The organism is Sphingomonas sp. 35-24ZXX (assembly GCF_000786215.1).
In the GTDB taxonomy this organism is placed as follows: domain Bacteria; phylum Pseudomonadota; class Alphaproteobacteria; order Sphingomonadales; family Sphingomonadaceae; genus Blastomonas.
Genome location: NZ_JROG01000010.1, coordinates 1 through 24,308 on the forward strand (window position 1 = coordinate 1; position 24,308 = coordinate 24,308).

Here is a 24,308-nt window from a genome sequence, read left to right on the forward strand (position 1 = left end):
GGAATCCCTTTTGTCAACACAGCCTAGATATTTGCATGTCTTGCGCTGCTCATCCGAAGCTACATTGCGGGCCGGTGTTGAAACGGGTGCCGTATCGGTGTTTGCGCCCTGCGCAGCCGTCGTGGTCGCTGCAACCAATGCAAAGAACATAGACATAAGCTGCCTCCGTGATGTCTCGACAAACGATCCTGCCCCGGCCTTAAACCGACCTCACGCCTTGATGCGAATTCGTGTTCGATTCGCTTAATTTTCGCGCCAATCGGTGGCAAGGGCGCTCCACAGCAAAATGTAAGATATGGGCCGCCAGCAATGCGCAACCTGCCCCTGCAGCAAGAACAGGAGTGAGCCGGTCTGGCGCAGCGACTGCATGAACCATTATCAGCAAAATCGGCAGGTGCACCAAATACAGACTGTATGAAATCTTACCGAGGTAAAGTAAGGGTCGCCATTCGAGAATCAGAAAATCTTTGGGCGACGCAATTATCAGTCCGATTAGCAGAACTGACCCAATCCCTGACGATACTATCGTAACGTTAATTCCTGCTGGAAATCCCAAAGCTAGCAATGAAATAATGAATATCATCCTCACCGAAAATTTATTCAGACCTGAAATGAAAGTAGAAACTTGGGTGCGCTTATGTGCCAGCACGCCACCTGCTACAAAGAGCCATAGAACACGAGCCGTCAGCAGCCAGCTATCGACCCATTCTGGTAGTAGATGCAAGCGGCCTAATGCCAGCGACGCAAGCATCAATCCGAAAGAAGCCATGAGACTCAGGCACGGGTGCTTCCGAGTAAGCCAAAATATAAACGGAAAGAGGATCGAAACGCGCATTTCGATGACCAGTGACCACATTACGTTATTCAGCGTGTACAGTTCGCCAAACAAGACCATTCCCAAGTGTCCCGCGATGACTGCGAACGTGGGCGCTGCGGTCCAACTCTCAAAATTGAACCATTCACTGACGAAATCGAGCGGTTTGGGTTCAACGATGGTATAAAAAAAAGCTGACAGCAGAATTGATGCTGCAAAAGGTGGAAACAGCCGAATGAAGCGCTGAGACAGAAAAATGAAATATCCATAAGAAGCGCGTTCTAGAGCAAGTGTCAGCACGAAGCCGCTGAGCACAAAAAACAACATGACTGCTGCTGTCCCGGCAACGAAAATATGCAAGGGCGTGCGCGCCAATATCCAAATCAACGCGCCAGTGGCTTCGACCCCACCAGAGGTAGCCAAGCCGTATTGAGGTAGAGTTATGAGGCAGTGATAGACTATGACGACAAGCGCAGCCAATCCTCGCAGTGAATCGAGTTGTTTGTAGCGCATGGATACCCTGTCGGCCTCGTTACCACAATGAGCCCTCCCTCGGAGATTCACTCCATGTGTCGGAAGAGGCAATGCATCTAGAACGCACGTGCGTAATTGCACCATATTGTTTATGAACAATCCAGAAACCTCGCACGCGTACTGGTCTCAAAACCTGTTTTTGCCCTGGTTAATGAGGGACCTAGCGCCCCGGCCAATGTTCTGCGTTGTGCCTGCCCGCTTGCCAGTGACAATGCCGCCGGGTTCATAGTCATGCGTCAGCCCATAGGCATCGACCAGCGCCGGGGATGACCCTTTGGCCAGATAGCTTGCTACTTTCCACAGATTAGCTGCGTATAGGTTGCTGCAGGCCATTTCCGACCCTCTACCCGCACCGACGACGCGACGGGTCCGGATGGTGCCGCCCTGCCATCTATCGACCTTGAGCCGCAATCTCAGCCAGCGTCGCAGCATCCTGAAATAGCCGCGCGCCAATGCGTGGGGGATATGCGCGGCAAGGTGCAGATGCGCACCTTTGCCCGGCCCAACTTCCCGCGACCAGATGGCTGCGAATTGCCCGCCGTTTGCCGCTATCCAATCGCCCGATTTTTTCAGGATATGCCGCACCTCTGGCAACGTGTCGCGCTCGGCTATGCCCATCAGTTTGAATTGCACGATGATATGGCGGTTCAACGGCAGGCCAATAGTGCAGGAATGCCGTGCGCCGCCCGTCAGCAATTCGACCTGGCCTGTTGTCAGCCGTTCGCTTTTTCGGTCGGCCCGATTTCGTGGTCCACCCCAGCTGGCTTTGGCACTAACAGCCATGGGAAGGCGCGCACTGTAAGACGTAGTTCTTATATTGCATGATGCGTGCCGCTTTCACGGTTTGGCGGATCGGCGCGCATTTGCAGCCATTGGCGCGCAATTCATCTCAGCCAGAAACGGCCGGGTTTGGCGTATCATCCGTCAGTTTCAAGATTGCAGGGCAAAAGGGGGGAGCGACCATTGCAGCCGCTCCCCATTATTTTCCCGTTTTAATTACGACGGTGGCGGATCGGCCGCACCATTTGCCGCCAGATATTCGGCAAGCGCCGCGTACAAGTCTGGCAGGCGTTGCAGGGGGATTGTCAGCCCCGTGCGCGTCGGCTTCAACTCGCCGTCATCAGGATACCACTTGCGCCAGTTGGCAAAATCGCGGCCCTGATAGCTGGCAATCTCAAGCCGCCACACATCGCCCCGATGCTTTTGCTCGAACAGGATTTGGCCTGTCATGGCTTCACCTTCCCGAGCAGCCGCCCAGCCGTCCGCAGCCGGTAACGCGCATGGCGATATTCGCCCTCGCGTTCGGTAGCGATTGCCAGCCCATCTTGCCGCATTGCGTGGATGGTGCCGCCCAGCCGTGTATGCCAAGGAAGGGTGTCCCATTGGGTTACGCCATCGGGATTGCCAGCCAGCATAGCCATGACACGGCCCTTCTTGCCCTTGAAACGCCATAGTTGCCCAGTGTCTGCCAGATAGGCGGTCGGTCGGTTACAATCCTGGGTTGTCGGATCGGCGCTATACGGGTAATCGTCAGCCGTCTTGATTGTGGAAGCGGTCGGGATTGAACGGGGTTCGGGCGCAACCGGCCCCGTTCGCTTTTTCAGGCTTATCATAGCGCGCTCCCTTCCTTGACGGGGAGCGATGCAGCCCAGCGTTCCGCATCGTCGGTCTTGACACGTGATGCCGTGCCCAGCTTCAAAATCCGAAGGCGTCCAGCCGCGACTTCGCGGTAGAACGTAGTTCGACTAACTGAATAGAGGCGCAGAAAATCTGCGACCGTTATCAGGTGGGATTGAACGTCCATAAGAGGTTGGTCCTTGTCTTTGCCTGTTCACGCAACAGACCTGCGACCCCCTGCGAATGCCGGGGTGGACCTACTTACTAGGCGGGAAAAATGATTCGCATAGATACAAAGCGGTCTAGCCATTTCGACTTTTGGCTGGACGAGGATTCACAAAATGCTCTCCGCCTTTGTCCAGTTTTGCACCGATGCTGTAAAATTCCTCGGCCTTTGCGACTTCGGCAAAGATTGTGGCCCGACTTGCGCCCCAAGTCTCAGCAATTTGTGCAACCGCCGCTTCGGTCCCAAGCCCTTCACGCTCTAGCTTTGCCAAGTTTTGCAGCCAGCTTATCCGCCGCCAGTGCAGAAACTCCATCTCGTCGGGGGGCAAAAATTTCCCCTTTTTCTTCTGCTTCAATATCAGCACGTGGTGGGGATCGATGCCGAGCAGTGCGTTGGCGACAGAGTAAATCAACGAACGATTGGGGGCCTCACATTCTGCCGCGATTACATAAAGCATGTCAGCCACAGTCTCAGCGGTGAAATCCATCGGCTGTTCGTCGATATCCAGACTTATGCGCTGCGCACGTTCGAGGTTGTAAATCCTGCGCCGTCCTTGCGTTTCAAGTGCTGCATTTCGCACCCGCTCAGGACGTTCTGGGTCGAGGTCCATACCCGTATCCGCCATTATACCGCTAAACGGAGAACGTTGCCGTCCTTCGCCCCTTCGCAATACTCACCCCATGCAGCCATCATCATCCGACGTTTTTCAAGAAGGTTGCCGCGCCGATATGCCGCCTCTGTCTTGTCCTTCACAGCGTGCGCCAACGCTGCCTCCGACAGTTCATTAGCAAAGCCCGTGGTTTCCGATGCCCAATCCTTGAACGTGCTGCGAAAGCCGTGTGGCGTGGCTGTCAGGCCCATATCCCGCATCACCTTCGTTAGCGTCATATCGCTAATCGGCCTGTCAGCCTTGCGGCCCTGAAAGACCAGATTTCCCTTGCCGGTGTGGATAGCCCGCGCAGCAGACAGCACTAGAATACTGGCAGGGGAAAGCGGGACAACATGCCCTTTGCCTGCCTTCATTCGGTCGGCCGGAATGGTCCAGAGCGCGGCGTCCAGATCGATTTCATCCCACGTTGCGCCGCGCACCTCGCCAGACCGCGCCGCCGTCAGGATGGCAAACTGCAATGCCAGCCGTCCAACCGTTACCTTGTTGCGCAGATCGACAAGGAAGGCAGGCACATCGGCAAAGGCCATAGCAGCGTGGTGGCTGTCAGACCGCTTTTGCTTGGGGAGCGCCCGGTTGATGGTCGTCATTGGCAGGGGGGCCTCACGGTAACCCTTGGCTGTTGCCCAATCGACAATCGACACGATGCGCTGGCGAACCCGTCGCGCAGTTTCCGGCCGTGTTAGCCAGATTGCCGCCAGCACATCGCGCACCATTGGTCCGTCAAGCTCTGACACTGACACGTCGCCAATCTTGGGGAAGGCGTGCGTTTCCAACGATGACAGCCATTGCTTGTTGTGCTTGCCGTTGCGCCAGCCTGCCTTGGCCTCGGCATGCACAAGCGCAGCCGCGTTCCTGAAAGTAGGAATACCAGCCGCCTTGCGCCGCTCTGCAACCGGATCGATACCCGCTTCGACTTGCGAGCGCACCATGGCAGCTTTGACGCGCGCATCTGCCAGCGACACTTTGGCCGCGCTGCCCAGCCCTATATCGCGCCGCTTGCCGTTTTTCTGGACTCTAACGGCCCAAGAGCGAGCGCCAGCACCCGTGACCAACAGATACAGCCCTGCGCCGTCGCCATAGCGTCCTGGGGCCTTAATCGCCTTGATGCCGGTCGCAGTCAGCTTAGCCATATCGCTATCCCACACTTTCTCCCACACTCACTGCGGGCTGTGTAGGGTTAGCTAGGTTGGCGCAGGAACACAATAGCCCCATAGACCGGCCTATTTTAGACGTTTCGAGGTGGGGCAGGTTAGTGAGGAAACAGGGCCTTGGCGGAGAGGGTGGGATTCGAACCCACGGTGAGCTTGCACCCACGCCGCATTTCGAGTGCGGTACATTCGACCACTCTGCCACCTCTCCGGCCTGGCGTGGCCAGGGCGCTGGGCCTTGGCGTTCCATTAGGGTTCCCGCGGGGCATGATGCGTGGTCGATCCGCGGGAAGGCGGGCCATTAGCGCAGGCTTTACGGCTTGCCAAGGGGAAACCTGCACGTGGAGAGCGGAAAGCTTGTATGCTGCGCCGCAACACCTTAGATTAAGCGTATGAGCAACAATCCCTTCCGTCCGGGCACCGACGACAGCCCCCAGGGCAGCGCCTCAGCGGGCGCGGTGGTGATGCCGCGCGTTTCGCGCGCGCGCTACGCGATCGGTGATGTGGTGCGGCACCGCATCTTCGATTTCCGCGGGGTGGTGTTCGATATCGATCCCGTCTTCGCCAACAGCGAGGACTGGTACGAATCGATCCCCGAGGAGCTGCGTCCCGCCAAGGATCAGCCTTTCTACCATCTGTTCGCGGAAAATGCCGAGAACAGCTATATCGCCTATGTCAGCCAGCAGAATCTGGTGAGCGACGAAAGTGGCGGTCCGGTCGACCATCCGGCCGTGCCGCAGCTGTTCGGCCCGTTCAGCGACGGGCGCTATCGCCTGCGCACCATGCACTGATGCCGAGCTTGGCGGGCGGCAAGACCCCCGCCTGCCGACCGGTCAGGGCCTGCCGAACGGTCAGGACCGCAGCTTCCAGCCCGAGCGCAGCAGCGCATAGCAGGCGATGCCGAGCGCGGCATTGATCGCCAGCAGCAGGGCTGCCCCCAGCAGCAGCGGCGAATCGGTGGTACCGATAAAGCCATAGCGGAAGCCCGAGATCACGTAGAAGAACGGGTTGGCATGGCTGAGCGCGCGAAACGCGGGTGCCATCGCGTCGACCGAATAGAAGGTGCCCGACAGCAGGGCGAGCGGCGCGACGACAAAATTGGTGATCGCGGCGGCGTGATCGAACTTTTCCGCCCAGATCGACGTCATCACGCCCATGAACGCCAGCATCACCGACCCCATCAGACCGAACCACAGGATCGCCAGCGGATGCTGCGGCGTCACCTGGATGCCCGGCCACAGCAGCATCGCCAGCCACACCGCACCGCCGACCAGAAATGCGCGCGTGACCGCGGCAATGACCAGTGACACCAGCACCTCGAGCTCGGACAGCGGCGGCATCAGATAATCGATGATCGTGCCCTGGATCTTGCCGACCAGCAGCGAGAAGCTGGAATTGGCAAAGCTGTTCTGCATCATCGCCATGACGATCAGACCCGGTGCCAGGAAATCGGCGAACGGCACGTCGAGCACGGTGCGCCCGCTGCGGCCCAGCGCGACAGTGAAAATCACCAGATAGAGCATCGTGGTGATCGCCGGCGCCCAGATGGTCTGCAACTGCACCTTGAAGAAACGGCGCACCTCTTTCATATAGAGAGCTTTCAGCCCTCCCCAGTTTATTGCGCTGATCCTGACCGTACCCGGCTCTGCAAAGGCCGGTCCGGATCGCAATTCCGGCGTCATCGGGCGTCCGGGTGCGCTGGCGGGGGGATTTGGTGCTTGATCGTTCATGGTGGATGCGCCTATCGGCGGTCACCAGACCGGGCAAGCCCCAATAGGTCAAGAAGGAATTGCTTTTCATGTCATGGACCGACGAGCGCATCGACCAGCTCAAAACCATGTGGGAAAAAGGCCTGACCGCCAGCCAGATTGCTGAAGAGCTTGGCGGGGTCAGCCGCAACGCGGTCATCGGCAAGGCGCATCGCCTTGGCCTGAAGTCGCGCCCGTCGCCGGTCAAGCCCGGCGAGGCCAAGCCCAAGCCTGCACCGAAGAAGGCGGAAGCTGCGCCCAAGCCCGCCAAGAAGGCGGAACCCGAGGCAGAGGCAGAAGCCGACAGCCCGCCGTTCAAGGTCGATGCACCCGTCGCGGCCAAGCCGGTGCGCGCCGCGCCCGCGCCTGCTCCTGCGCCCACCCCCGCCCCGCGCCCTGTGGAAGCTGCAGAGCCGGATGACGAGGATGAGGATGACGGCGAAGAAGCGGCCGAAGTTGTCGCCGCGCCCAAGCCGCAGCCGCGCATCGTTTCGGTCGGCCCCGGCGGCTTCCTGCGCCAGGGCCCTGGCGACCAGCAGGCACCGATCCCGCCGGCACCGCCGCGCCGCCTGGTCCCTGCCCGGCCGAGCCCCGAGATCGCGGGCAAGACCAGCCTGCTCGACCTCACCGACCGCATCTGCCGCTGGCCGATGGGCCATCCCGGCGAGCCCGATTTCCATTTCTGCGGCGAGCAGGTCAATCCGGGCTTCCCCTATTGCGTGGAACATTGCGGCCGGGCCTATCAGGCGCAGCTGCCCCGCGGCACGCGTCGCCCTCCCCCGCCGATGCCCTTTGGCGGCCCCCGGGTTCGCTGATCCTTCCTCGTTCACGATAACGGCGGATAAATCGGGCGCGCTGCTTGCGGGCGCGCCCCATTGCGCCCTATAGCTCGGCCATGTCCGAAGACCTGTTTGCCAAAGCCGCCGCCGCGTCTGACGCCTATGACGCCTCTGCCATCGAGGTGCTGGAGGGGCTGGAGCCCGTCCGCCGTCGGCCGGGCATGTATATCGGCGGTACCGACGAGCGCGCGCTGCACCATCTGGCGGCCGAAGTGCTCGACAACAGCATGGACGAGGCGGTGGCAGGCCATGCCACGCGGATCGAGGTCACGCTGCGCGCGGGCAACCATCTGACGATCAGCGACAATGGCCGCGGTATCCCGGTCGATCCCCACCCCAAGTTTCCCGGCAAGTCGGCGCTGGAGGTGATCCTCACCACGCTGCACTCGGGTGGCAAGTTCTCGGACAAGGCTTATGCCACCAGCGGCGGCCTGCACGGCGTGGGCGTGTCGGTGGTCAACGCGCTGTCGACGCAGCTGCTGGTCGAGGTCGCGCGCAACAAGGAGCTGTATGCGCAGCGCTTTTCGCGCGGCGCGCCGCTGGGCCCGCTCGAAAAGGTGGGCGCTGCCCCCAACCGTCGCGGCACCACGATCAGCTTCGTGCCCGATGAGGAAATCTTTGGGGCTGGCGCGAAGTTCAAGCCCGCGCGGCTGTTCGCGCTCGCCCGCTCCAAGGCCTATCTTTATGCCGGGGTCGAGATCCGCTGGAAATGCGACGCCGAGCTATCCGACGACAAGGTGCCGCAGGAGGCGGTGTTCCAGTTCCCCGGCGGGCTTGCCGATCACCTGCGCGAGCAGTTGGGCAGCCGCGAATGCGCGACGGCGGATTTCTTTGCCGGAACCCAGGACTTTCCCGATGGCAAGGGCCGGGTCGAATGGGCGGTAGCCTGGCCGCTGTGGAGCGACGGCAGCTACAGCTATTATTGCAACACCATCCCCACCCCCGATGGCGGCACGCACGAGGCGGGGCTTCGCGCCGCGATCCTCAAGGGGCTGCGCGGCTTTGGCGAGCTGGTCGGCAACAAGAAGGCGGCGACGCTGACCGCCGAGGACGTGATGACCGGCAGCGAGCTGATGCTCTCGGTGTTCATCCGCGATCCGCAGTTCCAGAGCCAGACCAAGGACAGGCTTACCTCGCCCGAAGCGTCACGCCTGGTCGAAGCGGCCGTGCGCGACCATGTCGACCATTTCCTCACCGGCAACATGGAACGCGGCAAGGCGCTGCTGGGCCTGGTGCTCGAGCGGATGGACGAGCGGCTGAAGCGCAAGGCCGAGCGCGAGGTCAAGCGCAAGACCGCGACCAGCGCGCGCAAGCTGAGGCTGCCGGGCAAGCTCACCGATTGCAGCAACGATGGCACAGGGGTCGAAGGCGCCGAGACCGAGATCTTCATCGTCGAAGGCGACAGCGCCGGCGGTTCGGCCAAGCAGGCGCGTGACCGCAAGACTCAGGCGATCCTGCCGATCCGCGGCAAGATCCTGAACGTCGCCTCGGCCAACAGCGCCAAGATCGGCGCCAACCAGGAAATCGCCGATCTGGCGCTGGCATTGGGCTGCGGCACCGGCAAGCATTGCGACCCCGGCCAGCTGCGTTACGACCGCATCATCATCATGACCGACGCCGATGTCGACGGCGCGCATATCGCCACCTTGCTGATGACGTTCTTCTTCCAGGAGATGACCGAGATCGTGAAGGCCGGGCATCTCTACCTCGCCCAGCCGCCGCTCTATCGGCTCGTTGTGGGGGCCAAGAGCTGGTACGCGCGCGACGACGCGCACCGGGCGGAGCTCGAAGCGACAATCCTCAAGGGCAAGAAGGTCGAGGTCAGCCGCTTCAAGGGGCTGGGCGAGATGAACCCCGGCCAGCTGCGCGAAACGACGATGAACCGCGCTTCGCGCTCGCTGCTGCGGGTCACGCTGCCGCCCAATTACGAGCAATATTCTGCGGTCAAGGATCTGGTCGGCGAGCTGATGGGCAAGAACCCCGAGCACCGCTTCAATTTCATCCAGAACCACGCCGCGCAGGTGGATCGTGAAGCGATCGACGCCTGAGGCGGATGGCTCGAACGCGCGGCTAGCGCAACGTCCCTCGACTTCCCGGCAACGCCGGGAAGTCGAGGGACGTTGCGCAGCATCTCGGCCAAACGGATGGTGACCTTGGCCACCGCCCTACTGGCCATGTCGGTTTGCCCGCTTCCGGTGTACGCCCAGGCGATGCCGCCCTCACCCCCTCCAGCGCAAACCGCCTTCGACCAAGGCGCGGCCAGCGTGCTCGCGCTGCTGCAGGGCAAGGCGAAGTCGGCGGACATCTTCAACTCCGCCTTCGTCGCCGCCGTGCCCGAGGCCCAGCTCGCACAGGTCATTGCCGGCCTCAAGGCGCAGCATGGCGAGGCCCAGACGGTGGTCGCTATCCGGCCGATGGATGCGCGCTCGGCCAGTGTCGACATCCGTTTCGACAGGTCCATCGTCACCTTCACCATCGGCATGCTGAACGGCAAGCTATCGGGCCTGTTCATCACGGGCACGCGCACCGAAGGCGACAGCCTCGCCCAGATCACCGCCGATATCGCCGCGCTGCCCGGACGGACCGGACTGATCGTGCAGAAGCTGACCGACAAGGGCCGGGAAACGCTGATCAGCCGCAACGCGGACGAACGCTTCGCGATCGCTTCGGTGTTCAAGCTCTATGTGCTCGCCGAGATCGACCGCGCGGTGCGCGCAGGCGAACGCGCGTGGAGCGATGTTCTGCCGCTGACGCAGAAATCGCACCCGTCTGGCATCGCGCAGGACTGGCCTGACAATGCCCCGATGACGCTGCAGACGCTGGCGACGCTGATGATCTCGATCAGCGACAACAGCGCCACCGACACGCTGATCGCCGCGATCGGCCAGCAACGGCTCGCCGCGATCGTTCGCGCCAGCGGCCATGCGAGCCCGCAGGACATGACACCGGTGCTGTCGACCCAGCAGGTGACGGGGCTGAAAATGCCCGCCAATGCCGCCTTGCGCGATCGCTTCCTCGCCGCCGATGACATCGAGCAGACACGCTTGCTGCAAGAGGCCGGTGAGACGCTGCGGCTGAACAAGCTCGACCTGTCGGTCTATACCGGCGGGCCCAACCAGATCGACACGATCGAATGGTTCGCCAGCCCCGCCGATATCGCGCGGCTGCTGGCGATGCTGGAGCGCGATGGCGATCCGGTGACGCGCGCGATCCTCAAGGTCAATCCCGGCATCCCGCCGGTCAGCGCCGGTCGCTGGGCGTATCTGGGGTACAAGGGCGGGTCGGAGCCCGGCATCATGGGGATGAGCTTCGTGGCGGAAACCAAACAGGGCGAACGCTATGTCGTCAGCGCGCTGGTCAACAATCGCGAGGCCGAGATCGATCAGCCAGGCTTCATCACGCTGATGACGCGCCTGCTCGATCAGCTGGCTGGCCCGACTGCGCCAGCCACTCGTCCCTGAGCAGCCCGAACAGCAAGGTATCGCGCACGCCGATATGCGTTTCCCATTCGGCGCGCAGGTGGCCTTCCAGTTGGAAGCCCATTTTCGTCAGCAGGCCGATGGAAAAGCGGTTGTCGGGATCGGTATCCGCAAAGACGCGGCGTTGCCCTTCGGTGATCAGCAGCTGGTCGATGACCATAGTCACAGCCTCGCGTGCGATCCCCTGCCCCCAGGCCGAGCGGGCCAGGATATAGCCGATCTCGCTCACATTGGCGCGCTTCTGGTGCGCGTTGACCCAGCCCAGCGCGACGTCCTCACCCGTGCGGGTGATCGCCCAGCTGCGCCATTCGCCCGCGGCCGCGGGCTCGAGATAGGCCCGCGTCTCTTCAACTGTCCGATGTGGGCCGGACGACCACCAGGTCATCAGATCGACATCGGACAGCACGGCAAACAGCGCCTCGGCGTCGCTCAGCCGTACTGGCCGCAGCACGAGCCGCTCGCTCGCCAGAACCGGCAGGTCGGTCACGGCCCGCTCACGATGCAGTCAGCGCCTCGACCAGCGCCTTGACCTTTTTCTGCCGCCATTGCGGGGTCGGCGCGACCACCCAATAGGCGCGGCGCGACGGGCGCGCCTCGCCCAATGCGACCAGTCGGCCTTCGGTCAGGTCGCGTTCAGCCAGCAGCCAGGGAATGGTGACGCTGCCGAAGCCTGCAACCGCAGCATCGATGCCTAGCCCCGCATCAGCGACCTGCAGCACGGTGGAGCCCTCGCCCTCTTGCCCGTCGGCATCGCGCTGGCAGCCCGGCCATTCGATCCGCCGATCGCCGGCATGGCCCGGGGCCGCGACGGTGACGAACTGCGCGGGGCCGATCTGCGCGCCTTCCAGCTCCGCCGGACCATCGGCCAGCCGGATCGCACAATCGAGGTTCGCCTCGGTAAAGTCGATGTCGCTGTCGCCGGAGACCAACGTATAGCGGATTTCGGGGTTGGCGGCGGCATAGCCGATCAGCCGGTGATGCAGCCACTTGGCGGCAAAGTCGCGCGGCACCGCGATCGTCAGGCGAAAGCTCGACTGGCCCTGCTGCATCGCGCGCACCGCTTCCTCGAACTGCAGAAATCCGCCGCGCAGCGCATCGAGTCCGGCGCCTGCCTCGTCGGTGAGCTCCAGCCCCTTTGGCGTGCGGCGGAACAGCACGACGCCCAGCATTTCCTCGAGCGCACGGATCTGCTGGCCCACGGCGGCAGGCGTCACCGCCAGCTCATCGGCCGCGCGGGTAAAGCTCAGATGGCGAGCGGCGGCATCCAGCACGCGCAAGCCATTGAGCGGAAGATGCGTACGCTTCATGGGGAACGGTGATTAATCGGCAACCGCGGGGGCGACCAGCGGAAAACGCGGAATCTCGACCGCGATCAGCTGGCCATCGTCGCGCAGCATGCGGTAGATTCCCTCCATCCGCCCGGTCGGGGTGGTCAGCGGGCAACCCGAGACATAGTCATGCGCCTTGCCGGGCTGGATCAGCGGCTGTTCGCCCACCACACCTTCGCCATCGACCTGGTGCACGCCGCCGCGTCCGTCGGTGATCACCCAGTGCCGGGTGAGCAGCTGCACCGCGCTGTCCGAATGGTTCTCGATCCGGATATGATACGACCAGAACCAGCGGGCACTGTCTGCGCGCGAACGGTCGGGCAGGAAGCTGACCGCGACGCGCACGGTGACGCCATGCGTGGTTGCCGAATGGCCGAAGAACTTGTCCATGCTGTCTGAAAATCGGTCCATCGCCACAATATGCCTCTTAACGATGGCTGGCGAAAGGGGTGGTCGCGATTATTTGCTGGCGCAATCCGGGCGAGCCTATTTGCCACTTTCCTGCTTCAGATAGGCGATGACATCGGCGCGCCGCTGCGGATCGGACAGACGAAACCCCATTTTCGATCCGGGCACGAAGGCCTGCGGATTGGTCAGCCACTTGTCGAGCTTGGCGGCATCCCAGGCGAATTTTGCCTTCTTGAGCGCGGGCGAATAAGCGAAATCCTTCGCGGTGCCCGCCTTGCGGCCGAACACACCCCGATGGGCCGGGCCAATCCGGTTGGCATCAAGTGAATGGCAGCCGGTGCAGTTGTCGTCATAGATCTTTGCGCCACGCGTCGCATCGCCTGCTGGCATCGCGGATGTCGCACCCGATGCGGTTGCCACGATAGCGCCAGTGCCAGCAACCACCGCGACCAGAAAGGCCAGAACCCGGGCCATCAAGGCCCTTTGCGATCCATTTGACGTCATTGCACACCTTTGTTGTCGGCCCCTTCGGCCAGCGCGCTGCGATGCATGATCCGCGCTGGCCGGGCAAGAGGGGTTGTCAGCCGAAAATCAGTGGAGCGGCGGGCGGTGCCTCACCCAGAACGAAGCTGAGCGTGGCCCAGTGCGATGCCTCATCCGCAGCCAGACGCGCCGAAATCTGCTTGAGGTCGTTGTTGCTGAACGACGGGATGACGCCGATGTAAGCGTTGGCCGCGCCCTTCTCCAGCCTTTGCGCCAGCTTGAGCACGTCATTCTGCGACTTCACGGTGGCAGCCACGTTCAGCGCCTTGGCATATTCGGCATCGGTCTTGGCCATGACCGGCTTGCCGCCCATGTCGGTGATCGCCTTTATCAGCGCATCGCGGTGACCCTTGTGGTGGCCCTGGAACAGCACGGCAGCATCCAGCACGGGCTTTGCAAGAAGGCCGCTGCCTGCCCCGATCGAGTACGCCGCGATCGCTTCATGCTCCAGACCGAGCGCAACATTGAGAATATCGACATCGCCCTGAGTCGCGCCGCCCTTGGACTTGGCGAAAGCGCTGGCGCCGCCCAGCACGCCGATGGCGGCTGCAGACAACATGGCACCACCGGTGGTGCCCAGGATCGAACGGCGCGTGGGTGTAAACTGGTCCATCGTAAATCTCCCTGTTTGGGGTTGAGATGCGCGCGGGCGACCAGCTTTTGTGAATTTCCGCGTGGGGGAGATTAGCCCGTCCGTGCGTCAGACGATTGTGCGATGGAGCACAGAACGATCAATTCATCGACATTTAGCGCCATTTTGGCGCGAAATCGTTCGCAAAAGGCGCGCGTCTGTCACTCGGCGGGCGCGGGAAGCGAATCACTTGCCCCTCGCCGCCCGGTCATCCAGCCGATGAGGCGCGGGATCGGGCCATGGCGGTCCATCCACGCGGCATAGGCGGCATAATCGGGATCGGCCATCAGGTGCCGCTCTTCGGTGCGCGCGCGCCAGTAATAGACGGCAGAGACGCAGGCAAGCAGCGCCGTGTTGCGCACAGCGTCGCTCCACGATCCGCTGGTCACCAGGAACGGCATCGTGGCAAACCACCAATAGGCGTTCTTGGAGAGATAGGCGGGGTGCTTGGTCCAGCGATAAGGCCCGTGCGTCAGGATTCCGCGATGGGTGAGATTGGAAAAGCGGATGCCGAATGCGACCGTCGCCCAGGCGTAGATCGCGGTCAGCACGACCAGCCAGGTTCCCCAGACCGCCAGCAGGGCCGTCTGTCCTTCAAACCAATAGGCCCAGTCGGCCGTGTTGACGTGATAGTTGAGCGGACCATTGTCGCCCATCATGATGAACGGCGGATAGCAGATCAGCGCGGCAGCCCATCCGGCCATATACGGATTGGCGGTGCGGATGTGGGAATCGAGCGGCTTGAAGGTCAGCACATAGCCGACAGTGGCGAACTGCACATCCACCAGGAACATCGCGATGATCAGCCAGTTGGCAATCCACACCGGGTTGGTCGCGATCTCGGAGACATTGGCGTTGACGATATCGGCATAGCCGCCCGGCACGATCGACAGCATGAACGCGAGGAAGAAGCCCTTCACCGCCCAGGCGCGCAGATGGTGATGGATCGCCTCGCGCTCCCAGCCCGGCTGGCCCGAGATCATCGCGCCCAGGTGCCAGGCGCCGTCATGCGGGTCCTTCAGGTACCGGTCGATCCAGATGACATAGGGGATCGAGAGGAAGAACAGGAACGGCGAGGCATAGATGAACACCCGCATCGAGAACTGGTAGTTGCCGGTCCAGTACCAGCGCGCGACCGCATAGATCGCGGCGATGCCGGCCCAGGTCATCCACAGCCCGGTGAGCTTGATCAGGCTGGCATCGATGACATCGCGCACGGGGCGCGGCTTCGACCAGTCAATGCCGGTGCTGGGGCGCAGATGGACCTTGTCGACCAGCAGCGACCACACCACCATCGGAAGTCCGGTCGCGACGCAGCACACCAGCGCCGCATTGGGTCCGTTCCAGCCATAATGCCGCGCCAGCATGATCCAGCCGAACAGTCCGACAAGGCCGATCAGGCCTGCGCCATGGCTGACGGCGCTGGGCGGGCAGCTGGGCAGACAGGGTTCTTGCGGCGAAGGGACGAGGCTGGACATCGTGCCTATGCTTAACCCAGATTGGTAAGGATAGGGTGAAGGAAAAAGGACTGCGGCCCGCCGCGCGGCAATTCGTCGCAAACTGAGCGCCGCACGCAAAAGCGTCTCGACACAGGAACACGATCGTGGCCTAACCGTTGGTCTGGCATGAGGCCTGAGCCCTGAAGGGGACAGGCGTCAACGGGAGATGCCGGGCCAAGGGTTGCAAAGGGTATATTATGGTTCTGGGGCAGTTACGGGTGACGGGATACACGTGGGCGGGGCTGGGCCTCGCCATCGCGGGCATGGGTGCGGCGATGGCCGCAGTACCGGTGCGCGCGGACACCATCCATGGCACATGGGAAAATCCCACCGGCGATGTGCGCGTATTGACACAGCCCTGCGGTGAGGAACTGTGCGGCAAGGTCACCTGGGCCAGCGATCTCGCCAAGCGCGATGCCAGCGCGGGCGGCACCCCCAATCTCATCGGCACCAGCCTGCTGCGCAACTATCGCCAGACCAAGCCCGGCCACTGGCGCGGCAACGTGTTCGTGCCTGATCTGGGCGATACCTATTATTCGACGATCAAGCAGCTCGATGCTAGTCGCATCAAGATCAGCGGCTGCATTCTGGGCGGCTTGCTGTGCAAGTCGCAGATCTGGCGCAAGATCTGACGCTCAGTCGCGCTCGCCTTCAGAGGCAGGTGCCGCAGGGGCAAACCCGTGCATCTGCCAGTGATATTGCAGCGCGATCACCGCGCCCTTGGCCGGCTGCAGCAGCGCGATCGTCAGCACGAGTGCACCGATGATCGCCACCAGCGCCAGGACCCCCATCGGCAACAGCTCGCGGCCGCCCACCGCGATCAGCAGCGGGGCGAGCAGATGCCCGCTGATGAAAATGGCGATATAGGCGGGAAAATCGTCCGCCTGGTGCAGCGTCCAGTCCTGACCACAGCCAGCGCAGCGTTCGACGGGCTTCAGATACCGCCGGAACAGCGGCTTGTGATCGCAGGCCGGGCAATGGTTGCGCATCCCCCGCAGCGCCCGCTGCCAGGCGCTCTGCCCCCTGATTTCGGCGGACATCGGGGTATTGCGGGCAGAATCGGGCATGACATATCTTCCGTGGGCAAGGGCCGTGTTGCCATTGCGTGTCCCTGATAGGCATCGGGGTCGGCAATGTCATAGCATAGTACCCGCATTGATTGTCGTGCGTTGCACCCCATCATAAGGGTTGGCTTCATCCAGGACACCCGATCCCCCATGACAACCCTCATCCCGATCCTGGGCGACCAGCTCAGCCCCGGCCTTTCTGCGCTGGAGGGGGCAGACCCCGAGACCAGCGTGATCCTGATGATGGAGGCAGACGAGGAGACGACCTATGTCCGCCACCACAAGGCCAAGATCGCGTTCATCCTGTCCGCGATGCGCCACCATGCAGCCGCCCTGCGCGAAGCGGGCTGGACAGTCGATTATGTCCGGCTCGACGATCCCGACAACAGCGGCTCGTTCACCGGCGAGCTCGCCCGCGCCATCGAGCGCCATGCGCCCGAGCGCATCGTCGCCACCCGGCCCGGCGAATGGCGGGTGCTGGCGGCGATGCAGGAATGGGAAGACCGGTTCGATCTGCCGGTCGAATTGCGTGAGGACAGCCGCTTCGTCTGCACCCATGCCGAGTTCGACGCCTGGGCCGAGGGCCGCAAGCAGCTGCGGATGGAATTCTTCTATCGCGACATGCGGCGCAAGACCGGGCTGCTGCTCGACGAGCATGGCAAGCCCGAGGGCGGCGAATGGAATTACGACAGCGAAAACCGCAAGCCGCCGCCCAACGAGCCGCTGCTGATCCCCCAGCCGCTGCGCTTTGCGCCCGATGCCATCACGCGCGAGGTGCTGGATCTGGTGGCGCGCCGCTTCGGCAACCATCCCGGCAGCCTCGACCATTTCGTCTTTGCCTGCACGACGCAGGACGCGCAGAAGCAGCAGGCGCACTTCATCAAGCATGCGCTCGCCCGTTTTGGCGACTATCAGGATGCGATGCTGACCGATCAGCCGTACCTGTGGCACTCGATCCTTTCGCCCTATCTCAACTGCGGGCTGCTCGATCCTCTGGCGCTGTGCGAGGCGGTGGAAGCGGCGTATCGCGAGGGCAAGGTGCCGCTCAACGCCACCGAGGGCTTCATCCGCCAGATCATCGGATGGCGCGAATATGTGCGCGGCATCTACTGGCGCGAAGGCCCGAATTACGCGCAGCGCAACGCGCTGAATGCCACGCGGCCCCTGCCCGGCTTCTATTATGACGGCCAGACCGACATGCACTGCATGGGCCAGGCAATCGGCCAGACGATGGACCATGCCTATGCGCACCACATCCAGCGGTTGATGATCACCGGCAATTTCGCGCTGGTCGCAGGCATCGATCCGCACGCGGTGCATCGATGGTATCTTGAGGTGTATGCCGACGCCTATGAATGGGTCGAGCTGCCCAACACCCTGGGCATGAGCCAATTTGCCGATGGTGGGCTGCTGGCGAGCAAGCCCTATGCCTCCAGCGGCAACTATATCAACACGATGTCCGATTATTGCGGCCATTGCCGCTATGACGTGAAGGCCAAGACGGGGGCCAAGGCCTGTCCGTTCAACCTGCTCTACTGGGATTTCCTCGACCGTAACGAGGACGTGCTGGGCAAGAACCAGCGGCTGGCGATGCCTTATCGCAACTGGGCCAAGCGCCCCGACAAGGACAAGCAGACGATCCGCGCGGACGCGAAGCGCTTTCTCGATTCACTCACCAGATGAACGAGGTGATCGCGACAAAGAAGGCGGTGAAGCTCAGCACGAACAGGCGCACTTCCTCGTTGCGCTGAGCCCGCTTGCGGCGCGCCAGCACTTCGGGCTCGTCAACCGGTGTCACACTGAGGATTCGCGGAGCCAGATTGGCCCGGAAACCATGGGGCCGGGAAGGTGTTCGCAAGAATTGAAGCCGCTGCATGTGTCATGAGTTAACGCATTTTTAACCATTGCCTATGGCAATTGATGGTTAACCCCATCGTTGTGCCGAAAGCGGACACCGGTTCACCGCAGGCGCTTTACGCTTACGTCAACCTGGCCGCGTAAAATGCGGTTGGATCGCCGGCCAAGCTGCGCTAGACCCTCCCCATGAAGCACGACAGCATCCGCAAGGCCGAAACCATTCCCTTCACCTGGGACGATCCCTTCCTGCTTGACGAGCAGCTGACCGAAGAGGAGCGGCTGATCCAGGCGAGCGCGCGCGGCTTTGCGCAAGACGTGCTCCAACCGCGCGTCATCGACGCCTTCCGCGAGGAAATCGACGCTCCCGAACTGTTCCCGATGATGGGCGAAGCCGGCCTGCTGGGCGCGACCTTGCCCGAGGATTTCGGCGGAGCGGAAGCCAGCTACGTCGCATACGGGCTGATCGCGCGCGAAGTCGAACGGGTCGATAGCGGCTATCGCTCGATGATGTCGGTGCAAAGCTCGCTCGTCATCCACCCGATCAACACCTATGGCAGCGACGAGCAGCGCCGCAAATATCTGCCGGGCCTGACCGCCGGCACGCTGATCGGCTGCTTCGGCCTGACCGAGCCCGATGCCGGATCGGACCCCGCGGGCATGAAGACCCGCGCGAAAAAGGTCGATGGCGGCTATGTGATTTCCGGCGCGAAGACCTGGATCTCGAACAGCCCGTTTGCCGATGTCTTCGTGATCTGGGCGAAATCGGATGCGCACAACGGTGCGATCCGCGGCTTCATCCTCGAAAAGGGCATGAAGGGCCTCAGCGCCCCCAAGATCAAGGGCAAGCTCTCGTTGCGCGCATCGACCACCGGCATGATCCAGATGGACGAGGTCGAGGTGCCGGAAGAGAACCTGCTGCCCCATGTCGAGGGCCTGAAGGGTCCGTTCGGGTGCCTCAACCGCGCGCGCTATGGCATTTCCTGGGGCGCGATGGGGGCTGCCGAATTCTGCTGGCATGCCGCGCGGCAATATGGCCTCGATCGCGTGCAGTTCGGCAAGCCGCTGGCAGCAACCCAGCTGTTCCAGAAGAAGCTCGCCGACATGCAGACCGAAATCGCGCTTGGCCTCCAGGCATCCTTGCGGGTCGGCCGGCTGATGGACGAAGGCCGGTTCGCGCCCGAGATGATCTCGATCGTCAAGCGCAACAATTGCGGCAAGGCGCTTGATATCGCCCGCGCCGCGCGCGACATGCATGGCGGCAACGGCATCAGCGAAGAATATCAGGTGATGCGCCACATGGTGAACCTGGAAACGGTGAATACCTATGAAGGCGCGCATGATGTACACGCGCTTATTCTGGGCCGTGCGCAAACCGGCATTCAGGCATTCTTCTGATTTTCCCCTGCATTTCAGGCCAGTAACGAGCGGTTAACCGTTGCGATCTAGCGTGTGCGCCCAAGCAGGAGGCTTGGCGCACACGATTATGGATGGGCATCTCACCGATTTGGGCAGAATCGACGCCGACGCCTGGGATGGCGTGGCGGATGACGCCCTGCCCTGCGCGCTGATCCCCCAGCCCAACCCGGCCCAGATCGTCAACAGCCTCGACCGGGCAGGCATCGGCGTGTTCGCATGCGATCTCAGGACCGAACGATTGGCATGGACGCCCAGCGTCTACGACATTTTCGGGGTGACCCCGCGGCCGGATATCCGGCGCGGCGAAATTGTCGAGCTTTATGACCGGGAGTCGCTGGAAGCGCTCGAACGGGTCCGTTCGCGGGCGATCGAGCGGGCTTCGGGCTTCATGCTGGATGCCCGCATCACCCGCCCCGATGGCGCGATGCGCTGGATCCAGATCGTCGCGCAGGTCGAATGCGATTCCGGCGGTCCTGCGCGGCTGACCGGGACCAAGCAAGATATCACCCGCCAGCGGCTGGAGCGCGATCTGCTGCAGCAATCGGCGGAATCCGACAGCCTGACCGGGCTGTCCAACCGCGCCGTGTTCCAGTCCCGCTTTCTCGATTCCGCCCGCACCGCACTGGGTTTCCGGCCGCTGGGCGCGCTGGTGCTGTTCGATGTCGACGGCTTCAAGCAGGTCAACGACCGGTTCGGCCATGTTGCAGGGGACGCATGCCTGGTGCAGTTCGGCCAGCGCATCCGCCAGGCGTTTCCCGATGCGCTGATGGTCGCGCGGATCGGCGGCGACGAATTTGCGGTGCTGCTTCCCAGCCACCGCAACCTGCAGCGGCTGTTTCGCCGCGTCGAAGGCGCGGTGGCCTTGCTCAAGACGCCGATCCTGTGGAACGACGCCTTGCTCGAAGTCGGCGCCAGCTATGGCATCGCCAAGGCCGAGAACGCCATTTCCTACGATGCCGAGGCGATGTTCATGCGCGCCGACCAGGCGCTCTATGCCGCCAAGCGCGCGCGCTAGAGCCGCCCGCGCTGAGACCTTAGGCGCGCAGGCCCGCCAGTTCGTCGAGCCCTGCCATGATGTTGAGGTTCTGCACCGCAGCGCCGCTCGCGCCCTTGCCCAGATTATCCAGCATCGCGATCAGCCGCACCTGCGATCCATCGGCACTGGGCAGCACATAAAGCGACAGCCGATCCGTCGGCGCATCGCCCTCGCTCAGCAGCAGTTCGCCGGGCGCAGAGCCCATCGGCGCGACACTGACCAGCGGCTCGTCCACATAATGATCGGCGAGCGCCTGGTGCAGCAGCCGCGCATCGGCAAAGCCCAGCTCCGGATCGAGGAACAGCGGCACATCGACCAGCATGCCGCGAAATGCGCGGACCACGGCCGGCGCAAACAGCGGCGCGCGGCTGAGCCCGGCATGCACCTGCATCTCGGCCAGGTGCTTGTGCTCCAGCCCCAGCGCATAGGCGCGAAAGCCGATCTCGGGCGCATCGACCTGCATCCGCGCGATCAGCTCCTTGCCGCCGCCCGAATAGCCGCTGACCGCGTTGACGATGAAGCCATGGTCGGTGGGCAGCAGATCTTCCGCCACCAGCGGCGCGACCAGCGCCAGAAAGCCGGTGGGGTAGCAGCCGGGGTTGCTGACCAGCCGCGCCTGCGCAATCGCCTGACGCTGACCAGTGCGCAGCTCGGCAAAGCCATAGGTCCAGCCATCGGCAACGCGGTGCGCGCTCGAGGCGTCGATGAAACGGGTCGCGGCACCTTCGCCCAGCGCCACCGCTTCGCGCGACGCCGCATCGGGCAGGCACAGGATGACAAAATCGGCATCCTGGATCGCGGCGGCGCGCGCGGACACGCTCTTGCGATCAGCATCGCTCAGCGTGATCAGGCGGAACTCGCCCCGCCCGGCCATCCGCTCGGCGATTTCAAGGCCGGTAGTTCCGGCAGCTCCATCGATAAAAAGGCTGGGCATCAGCCGATCCTCCTGCGCGCCAGCACCGGCTGCGGCGTGGTTTCGGGGAAGCGGGCGATCACATCGGCGAGCGGCTCTGCCACCACCTGCATCCAATGGGCATTGGCGTGGATCAGCGTATCGCCATTGCGCATGATGCCGACATGGCCGGGGAAGAACACAAGGTCACCACGCTGCAATGGCTCGTCATCGGCCAGCGCACGCCCCAGCGAGCTGCGCTGCTGGTCGCTGTCGCGCGGCGCATCGTGCCCTGCAAGCGCCAGCACCAGCTGGACCAGCCCCGAGCAATCGAGCGCATCGCCGCCGCGTCCGCCCCAGAGATAAGGCGCGCCCACCAGCTGCAGCGCCCGGTCGACCGGGTCGCAATTGCGGTCCGTCAGCGCGATGGCATGGCGCACCGACATCCAGCCTTCAGCCAATTGCCAGAACTTGCCGCAGTCGCTGGTGCCCAGCACCGCAATCGCGGCGCCCATCGGCAATGCTGCGACCATCGCCGTCTTGATCGACGGTTCGGCAAACACCAGCGCGCTGCGGGCGTGGACGACGTGCGTCGGTTCGGAGACGTCCATCGCGATGCTGTCCAGCCGGACATAGCCGCAATAGCCATCGTGGCAGCCATAGCCCCAACCCCATTCGCCGGCACTGTCGAGCAGCGCGAACGCCTCGCCCGGCAGCAGCTGGCTCACCGCTTCGGCATCGCCAGCCCCGGCCTTGCGCAGCATCGCCCCATCGGCCAGCGCGCGGTGAATCTGCGGTGCGACATAATGCGGCGCGAAGAAACGCCCGGCGAGCGCGATATCGGCCAGATCGCCGCGGATCGCGGTCACGCGGGGGTCGTAATCGGCAACCGGGCCGCTCAGGACGAACTGGCGGATCGGCGCGGGGGAGGTATCCGACGCGTCCGCCAGCACCGTCCCGGCATCCACCGGCGTTGCGTCCGCCGAAATACGTGTCGAATGTGTCAAGAACCCCGGTCCTCTGCGCGATGGTGCGTCGTGAATATCGCCTGCACCTGTGGCTGGCAGCGGGCTGGCGGGCCAGATAGACGAGTTGCACCCATTTGTCCAAGCCCCGTCACGCAGCGCCCTGGCCAGCATCGCCATAACGGCCGCGCAGATAATGCCAGCTGGCGCGCAGACCCATTGCCTCGCCGCCCTTGGGCTGCCCGGGACGCGGCGTCGGACGCCAAGCGTAGGTATCGAAATGCGCCCAGGGCACGCCCTCGCCGACAAAGCGCTGCAGGAACAGCGCCGCGGTGATCGCGCCGGCAAAGGACCCGCCGCTGTTGCCGATATCGGCAATGTCGCTGGTGTACATGTCCTCGTAACCCGCCCAGAGCGGCAGCCGCCAGCCGGGATCGCCCACCGCCATGCCGCTGGCGATCAGGCCCTCGGCCAGCGGATCGCTGTTGGCGAACAGGGCGGGCAGATCGGGCCCCACCGCCACCCGCGCCGCGCCGGTCAGCGTGGCAAAATCGATCATCAGGTCGGGCGATCCCTCGCTGGCCTTGGCCAGGCAGTCGGCCAGCACCAGCCGTCCTTCGGCATCGGTGTTGCCGATCTCGACGGTAATGCCCTTGCGGCTCTTGAGCACATCGCCGGGGCGGAAAGCATTGCCGGAAATCGCGTTCTCGACCGCGCCGACCAACATGTGCAGCCGCACCGGCAGCCTGGCGCGCATGATCAGCTGCGCCAGCGCCAGCGCATGCGCCGCGCCGCCCATGTCCTTCTTCATCAGCAACATGCCCGCGGCCGACTTGATATCCAGCCCGCCGCTGTCGAAGCACACGCCCTTGCCGATGATCGCCACGCGGGGATGATCCTCGCGCCCCCAGTGCAGTTCGATGAGGCGCGGCGCATGGCTGCGCGCCGCCGCCCGGCCGACCGCGTGGATCATCGGGTACTGGGTCGCCAACGCATCGCCGCGCGTCACCTCCAGCACGGCATTGTGCGCGCGCGCCAGCTCCTCGGCGGCGGATTCCAGCGCGGCAGGCCCCATGTCCTCGGCGGGCGTGTTGACCAGATCGCGCACCCAGGCGGTGGCTTCGGCTTCGGCCAGCGCATCCGATTGCCGCGCCGGATCGCTGGTCAGCAGCACGCGCGGGCCTTGCGGGTTCTCGTCGGGCTTCTTGTACGCGGTGAGCCGGTGCTGCGCGAGTGCCCAGCCGATCAGCGCCTGCCCCGGGCGGACATCACCGGCAAGACGGTAATGTCCGGCCGCAAGCACCTCGGGCACCTTGGCAAGGCACCAGGGACGCAGGTTTCGGACATCCGCGACGCCCAGCACCACCGCCCAGTCATCGGCATGGTCGCCCGGCACCAGCACCAGCTCGTGCGGGCGCGCGGTAAAACGCATCGCGGCGAGATGGTTGCGAATGCGCGGCGGCGCGGCATTCAGCCAATCGGCCAGCCCTGCCTTGTCGATCAGATGAACGGGGCGCGCGGACTGGCCAAGGTCCGGCTGGACGAGGTGAGACAAATCAATCATTGTTGGGGTCTTACAGCATTATGACAC

The 24,308-nt window shown here is 63.3% G+C and carries 26 protein-coding genes and 1 tRNA gene; 8 read left to right on the plus strand and 19 right to left on the minus strand.

What is annotated here, in order from left to right; all coding sequences use genetic code 11:
* Positions 1 to 199 precede the first annotated feature (199 nt).
* From LI72_RS19725 to LI72_RS17360, 7 genes are all read right to left on the minus strand, one after another.
* Positions 200 to 1,327 carry an acyltransferase family protein gene (locus LI72_RS19725; protein WP_197051955.1) on the minus strand — a complete coding sequence of 376 codons (1,128 nt, stop codon included), beginning with the start codon at positions 1,325 to 1,327 and terminating at the stop codon, positions 200 to 202.
* 147 nt (positions 1,328 to 1,474) lie between these two features.
* On the minus strand, positions 1,475 to 2,131 hold the full coding sequence (locus LI72_RS17340) for a hypothetical protein (protein WP_156139685.1): 657 nt from the start codon (positions 2,129 to 2,131) through the stop codon (positions 1,475 to 1,477).
* Between the two features lie 213 nt (positions 2,132 to 2,344).
* The gene (locus LI72_RS20370; RefSeq protein ID WP_033927240.1) at positions 2,345 to 2,578 is read right to left on the minus strand and encodes a transcriptional coactivator p15/PC4 family protein; all 234 of its coding nucleotides are present in this window, start codon (positions 2,576 to 2,578) and stop codon (positions 2,345 to 2,347) included.
* Complete coding sequence (locus tag LI72_RS20375; protein WP_197051956.1) at positions 2,575 to 2,961, minus strand: hypothetical protein; 387 nt, start codon at positions 2,959 to 2,961, stop codon at positions 2,575 to 2,577. Before LI72_RS20375 ends, LI72_RS20370 begins: the two co-directional genes overlap by 4 nt.
* A 306-nt stretch (positions 2,962 to 3,267) precedes the next feature.
* Complete coding sequence (locus LI72_RS20130) at positions 3,268 to 3,801, minus strand: hypothetical protein (protein WP_156139686.1); 534 nt, start codon at positions 3,799 to 3,801, stop codon at positions 3,268 to 3,270.
* Positions 3,802 to 3,815: 14 nt separating this feature from the next.
* Complete coding sequence (locus tag LI72_RS18735) at positions 3,816 to 4,991, minus strand: tyrosine-type recombinase/integrase (RefSeq protein ID WP_052130227.1); 1,176 nt, start codon at positions 4,989 to 4,991, stop codon at positions 3,816 to 3,818.
* Positions 4,992 to 5,130: 139 nt separating this feature from the next.
* Positions 5,131 to 5,220: transfer RNA gene (locus LI72_RS17360), tRNA-Ser, on the minus strand.
* 181 nt (positions 5,221 to 5,401) lie between these two features.
* Between LI72_RS17360 and hspQ the strand changes: the two genes are divergently transcribed.
* The gene (gene hspQ, locus LI72_RS17365) at positions 5,402 to 5,800 is read left to right on the plus strand and encodes a heat shock protein HspQ (protein WP_033927242.1); all 399 of its coding nucleotides are present in this window, start codon (positions 5,402 to 5,404) and stop codon (positions 5,798 to 5,800) included.
* Positions 5,801 to 5,860: 60 nt separating this feature from the next.
* Here the strand turns inward: hspQ and LI72_RS17370 are convergent, their stop codons facing one another.
* Positions 5,861 to 6,739: an ABC transporter permease gene (locus LI72_RS17370; RefSeq protein WP_443018131.1), complete on the minus strand. Its 879-nt coding sequence runs from the start codon at positions 6,737 to 6,739 to the stop codon at positions 5,861 to 5,863.
* A gap of 68 nt (positions 6,740 to 6,807) precedes the next feature.
* Between LI72_RS17370 and LI72_RS17375 the strand changes: the two genes are divergently transcribed.
* The 3 genes from LI72_RS17375 to LI72_RS17385 all read left to right on the plus strand — a co-directional run bounded on the left by LI72_RS17375 (position 6,808) and on the right by LI72_RS17385 (position 11,057).
* On the plus strand, positions 6,808 to 7,572 hold the full coding sequence (locus tag LI72_RS17375) for a GcrA family cell cycle regulator (protein WP_033927243.1): 765 nt from the start codon (positions 6,808 to 6,810) through the stop codon (positions 7,570 to 7,572).
* A gap of 80 nt (positions 7,573 to 7,652) precedes the next feature.
* The gene (gene parE / locus LI72_RS17380) at positions 7,653 to 9,644 is read left to right on the plus strand and encodes a DNA topoisomerase IV subunit B (protein WP_033927244.1); all 1,992 of its coding nucleotides are present in this window, start codon (positions 7,653 to 7,655) and stop codon (positions 9,642 to 9,644) included.
* 105 nt (positions 9,645 to 9,749) lie between these two features.
* Entirely contained in the window at positions 9,750 to 11,057 is a 1,308-nt protein-coding gene (locus LI72_RS17385; RefSeq protein WP_197051957.1) for a serine hydrolase, read from the plus strand.
* On the opposite strand, the gene LI72_RS17390 is transcribed toward LI72_RS17385, so the two are convergent.
* From LI72_RS17390 to LI72_RS17415, 6 genes are all read right to left on the minus strand, one after another.
* Positions 10,993 to 11,562, minus strand: coding sequence for a GNAT family N-acetyltransferase (locus LI72_RS17390; protein ID WP_033927246.1), 570 nt, complete (start codon positions 11,560 to 11,562; stop codon positions 10,993 to 10,995). The two genes, LI72_RS17385 and LI72_RS17390, sit on opposite strands and share 65 nt — an antisense overlap.
* Positions 11,563 to 11,569: 7 nt before the next feature.
* The gene (locus LI72_RS17395; RefSeq protein ID WP_033927247.1) at positions 11,570 to 12,382 is read right to left on the minus strand and encodes a LysR family transcriptional regulator; all 813 of its coding nucleotides are present in this window, start codon (positions 12,380 to 12,382) and stop codon (positions 11,570 to 11,572) included.
* A gap of 12 nt (positions 12,383 to 12,394) precedes the next feature.
* Entirely contained in the window at positions 12,395 to 12,793 is a 399-nt protein-coding gene (gene apaG, locus LI72_RS17400; RefSeq protein WP_033927325.1) for a Co2+/Mg2+ efflux protein ApaG, read from the minus strand.
* A 96-nt stretch (positions 12,794 to 12,889) separates the two neighbouring features.
* Complete coding sequence (locus LI72_RS17405) at positions 12,890 to 13,285, minus strand: c-type cytochrome (protein ID WP_033927248.1); 396 nt, start codon at positions 13,283 to 13,285, stop codon at positions 12,890 to 12,892.
* 106 nt (positions 13,286 to 13,391) lie between these two features.
* Complete coding sequence (locus LI72_RS17410; protein WP_033927249.1) at positions 13,392 to 13,967, minus strand: ferritin-like domain-containing protein; 576 nt, start codon at positions 13,965 to 13,967, stop codon at positions 13,392 to 13,394.
* A 179-nt stretch (positions 13,968 to 14,146) separates the two neighbouring features.
* Positions 14,147 to 15,463 carry a methyltransferase family protein gene (locus LI72_RS17415; protein ID WP_052130173.1) on the minus strand — a complete coding sequence of 439 codons (1,317 nt, stop codon included), beginning with the start codon at positions 15,461 to 15,463 and terminating at the stop codon, positions 14,147 to 14,149.
* 239 nt (positions 15,464 to 15,702) lie between these two features.
* On the opposite strand from LI72_RS17415, the gene LI72_RS17420 reads away from it, so the two are divergent.
* On the plus strand, positions 15,703 to 16,116 hold the full coding sequence (locus LI72_RS17420; protein ID WP_231562519.1) for a DUF2147 domain-containing protein: 414 nt from the start codon (positions 15,703 to 15,705) through the stop codon (positions 16,114 to 16,116).
* Between the two features lie 3 nt (positions 16,117 to 16,119).
* On the opposite strand, the gene LI72_RS17425 is transcribed toward LI72_RS17420, so the two are convergent.
* Positions 16,120 to 16,551: a DUF983 domain-containing protein gene (locus LI72_RS17425; protein WP_081985225.1), complete on the minus strand. Its 432-nt coding sequence runs from the start codon at positions 16,549 to 16,551 to the stop codon at positions 16,120 to 16,122.
* Between the two features lie 150 nt (positions 16,552 to 16,701).
* Between LI72_RS17425 and LI72_RS17430 the strand changes: the two genes are divergently transcribed.
* Positions 16,702 to 18,234 (plus strand): cryptochrome/photolyase family protein, encoded by a 1,533-nt coding sequence (locus LI72_RS17430; protein ID WP_033927250.1) that lies wholly within the window; start codon positions 16,702 to 16,704, stop codon positions 18,232 to 18,234.
* On the opposite strand, the gene LI72_RS20660 is transcribed toward LI72_RS17430, so the two are convergent.
* Positions 18,224 to 18,349, minus strand: a complete 126-nt coding sequence (locus tag LI72_RS20660; RefSeq protein WP_269429446.1) for a hypothetical protein — start codon at positions 18,347 to 18,349, stop codon at positions 18,224 to 18,226. The two genes, LI72_RS17430 and LI72_RS20660, sit on opposite strands and share 11 nt — an antisense overlap.
* Positions 18,350 to 18,594: 245 nt before the next feature.
* Here LI72_RS20660 and LI72_RS17435 point away from each other — a divergent pair, with 245 nt between their 5' ends.
* Both LI72_RS17435 and LI72_RS17440 read left to right on the plus strand, forming a co-directional pair.
* Positions 18,595 to 19,803 carry an acyl-CoA dehydrogenase gene (locus LI72_RS17435; protein WP_052130174.1) on the plus strand — a complete coding sequence of 403 codons (1,209 nt, stop codon included), beginning with the start codon at positions 18,595 to 18,597 and terminating at the stop codon, positions 19,801 to 19,803.
* Between the two features lie 109 nt (positions 19,804 to 19,912).
* On the plus strand, positions 19,913 to 20,839 hold the full coding sequence (locus LI72_RS17440) for a sensor domain-containing diguanylate cyclase (protein ID WP_231562520.1): 927 nt from the start codon (positions 19,913 to 19,915) through the stop codon (positions 20,837 to 20,839).
* A gap of 19 nt (positions 20,840 to 20,858) precedes the next feature.
* Here LI72_RS17440 and argC read toward each other — a convergent pair whose 3' ends face one another.
* The 3 genes from argC to LI72_RS17455 all read right to left on the minus strand — a co-directional run bounded on the left by argC (position 20,859) and on the right by LI72_RS17455 (position 24,281).
* Complete coding sequence (gene argC / locus LI72_RS17445) at positions 20,859 to 21,797, minus strand: N-acetyl-gamma-glutamyl-phosphate reductase (RefSeq protein ID WP_156139700.1); 939 nt, start codon at positions 21,795 to 21,797, stop codon at positions 20,859 to 20,861.
* Positions 21,794 to 22,759 (minus strand): C40 family peptidase, encoded by a 966-nt coding sequence (locus LI72_RS17450; protein ID WP_033927252.1) that lies wholly within the window; start codon positions 22,757 to 22,759, stop codon positions 21,794 to 21,796. Before LI72_RS17450 ends, argC begins: the two co-directional genes overlap by 4 nt.
* 109 nt (positions 22,760 to 22,868) lie before the next feature.
* Complete coding sequence (locus LI72_RS17455) at positions 22,869 to 24,281, minus strand: leucyl aminopeptidase family protein (RefSeq protein WP_033927253.1); 1,413 nt, start codon at positions 24,279 to 24,281, stop codon at positions 22,869 to 22,871.
* Positions 24,282 to 24,308: the final 27 nt, after the last annotated feature.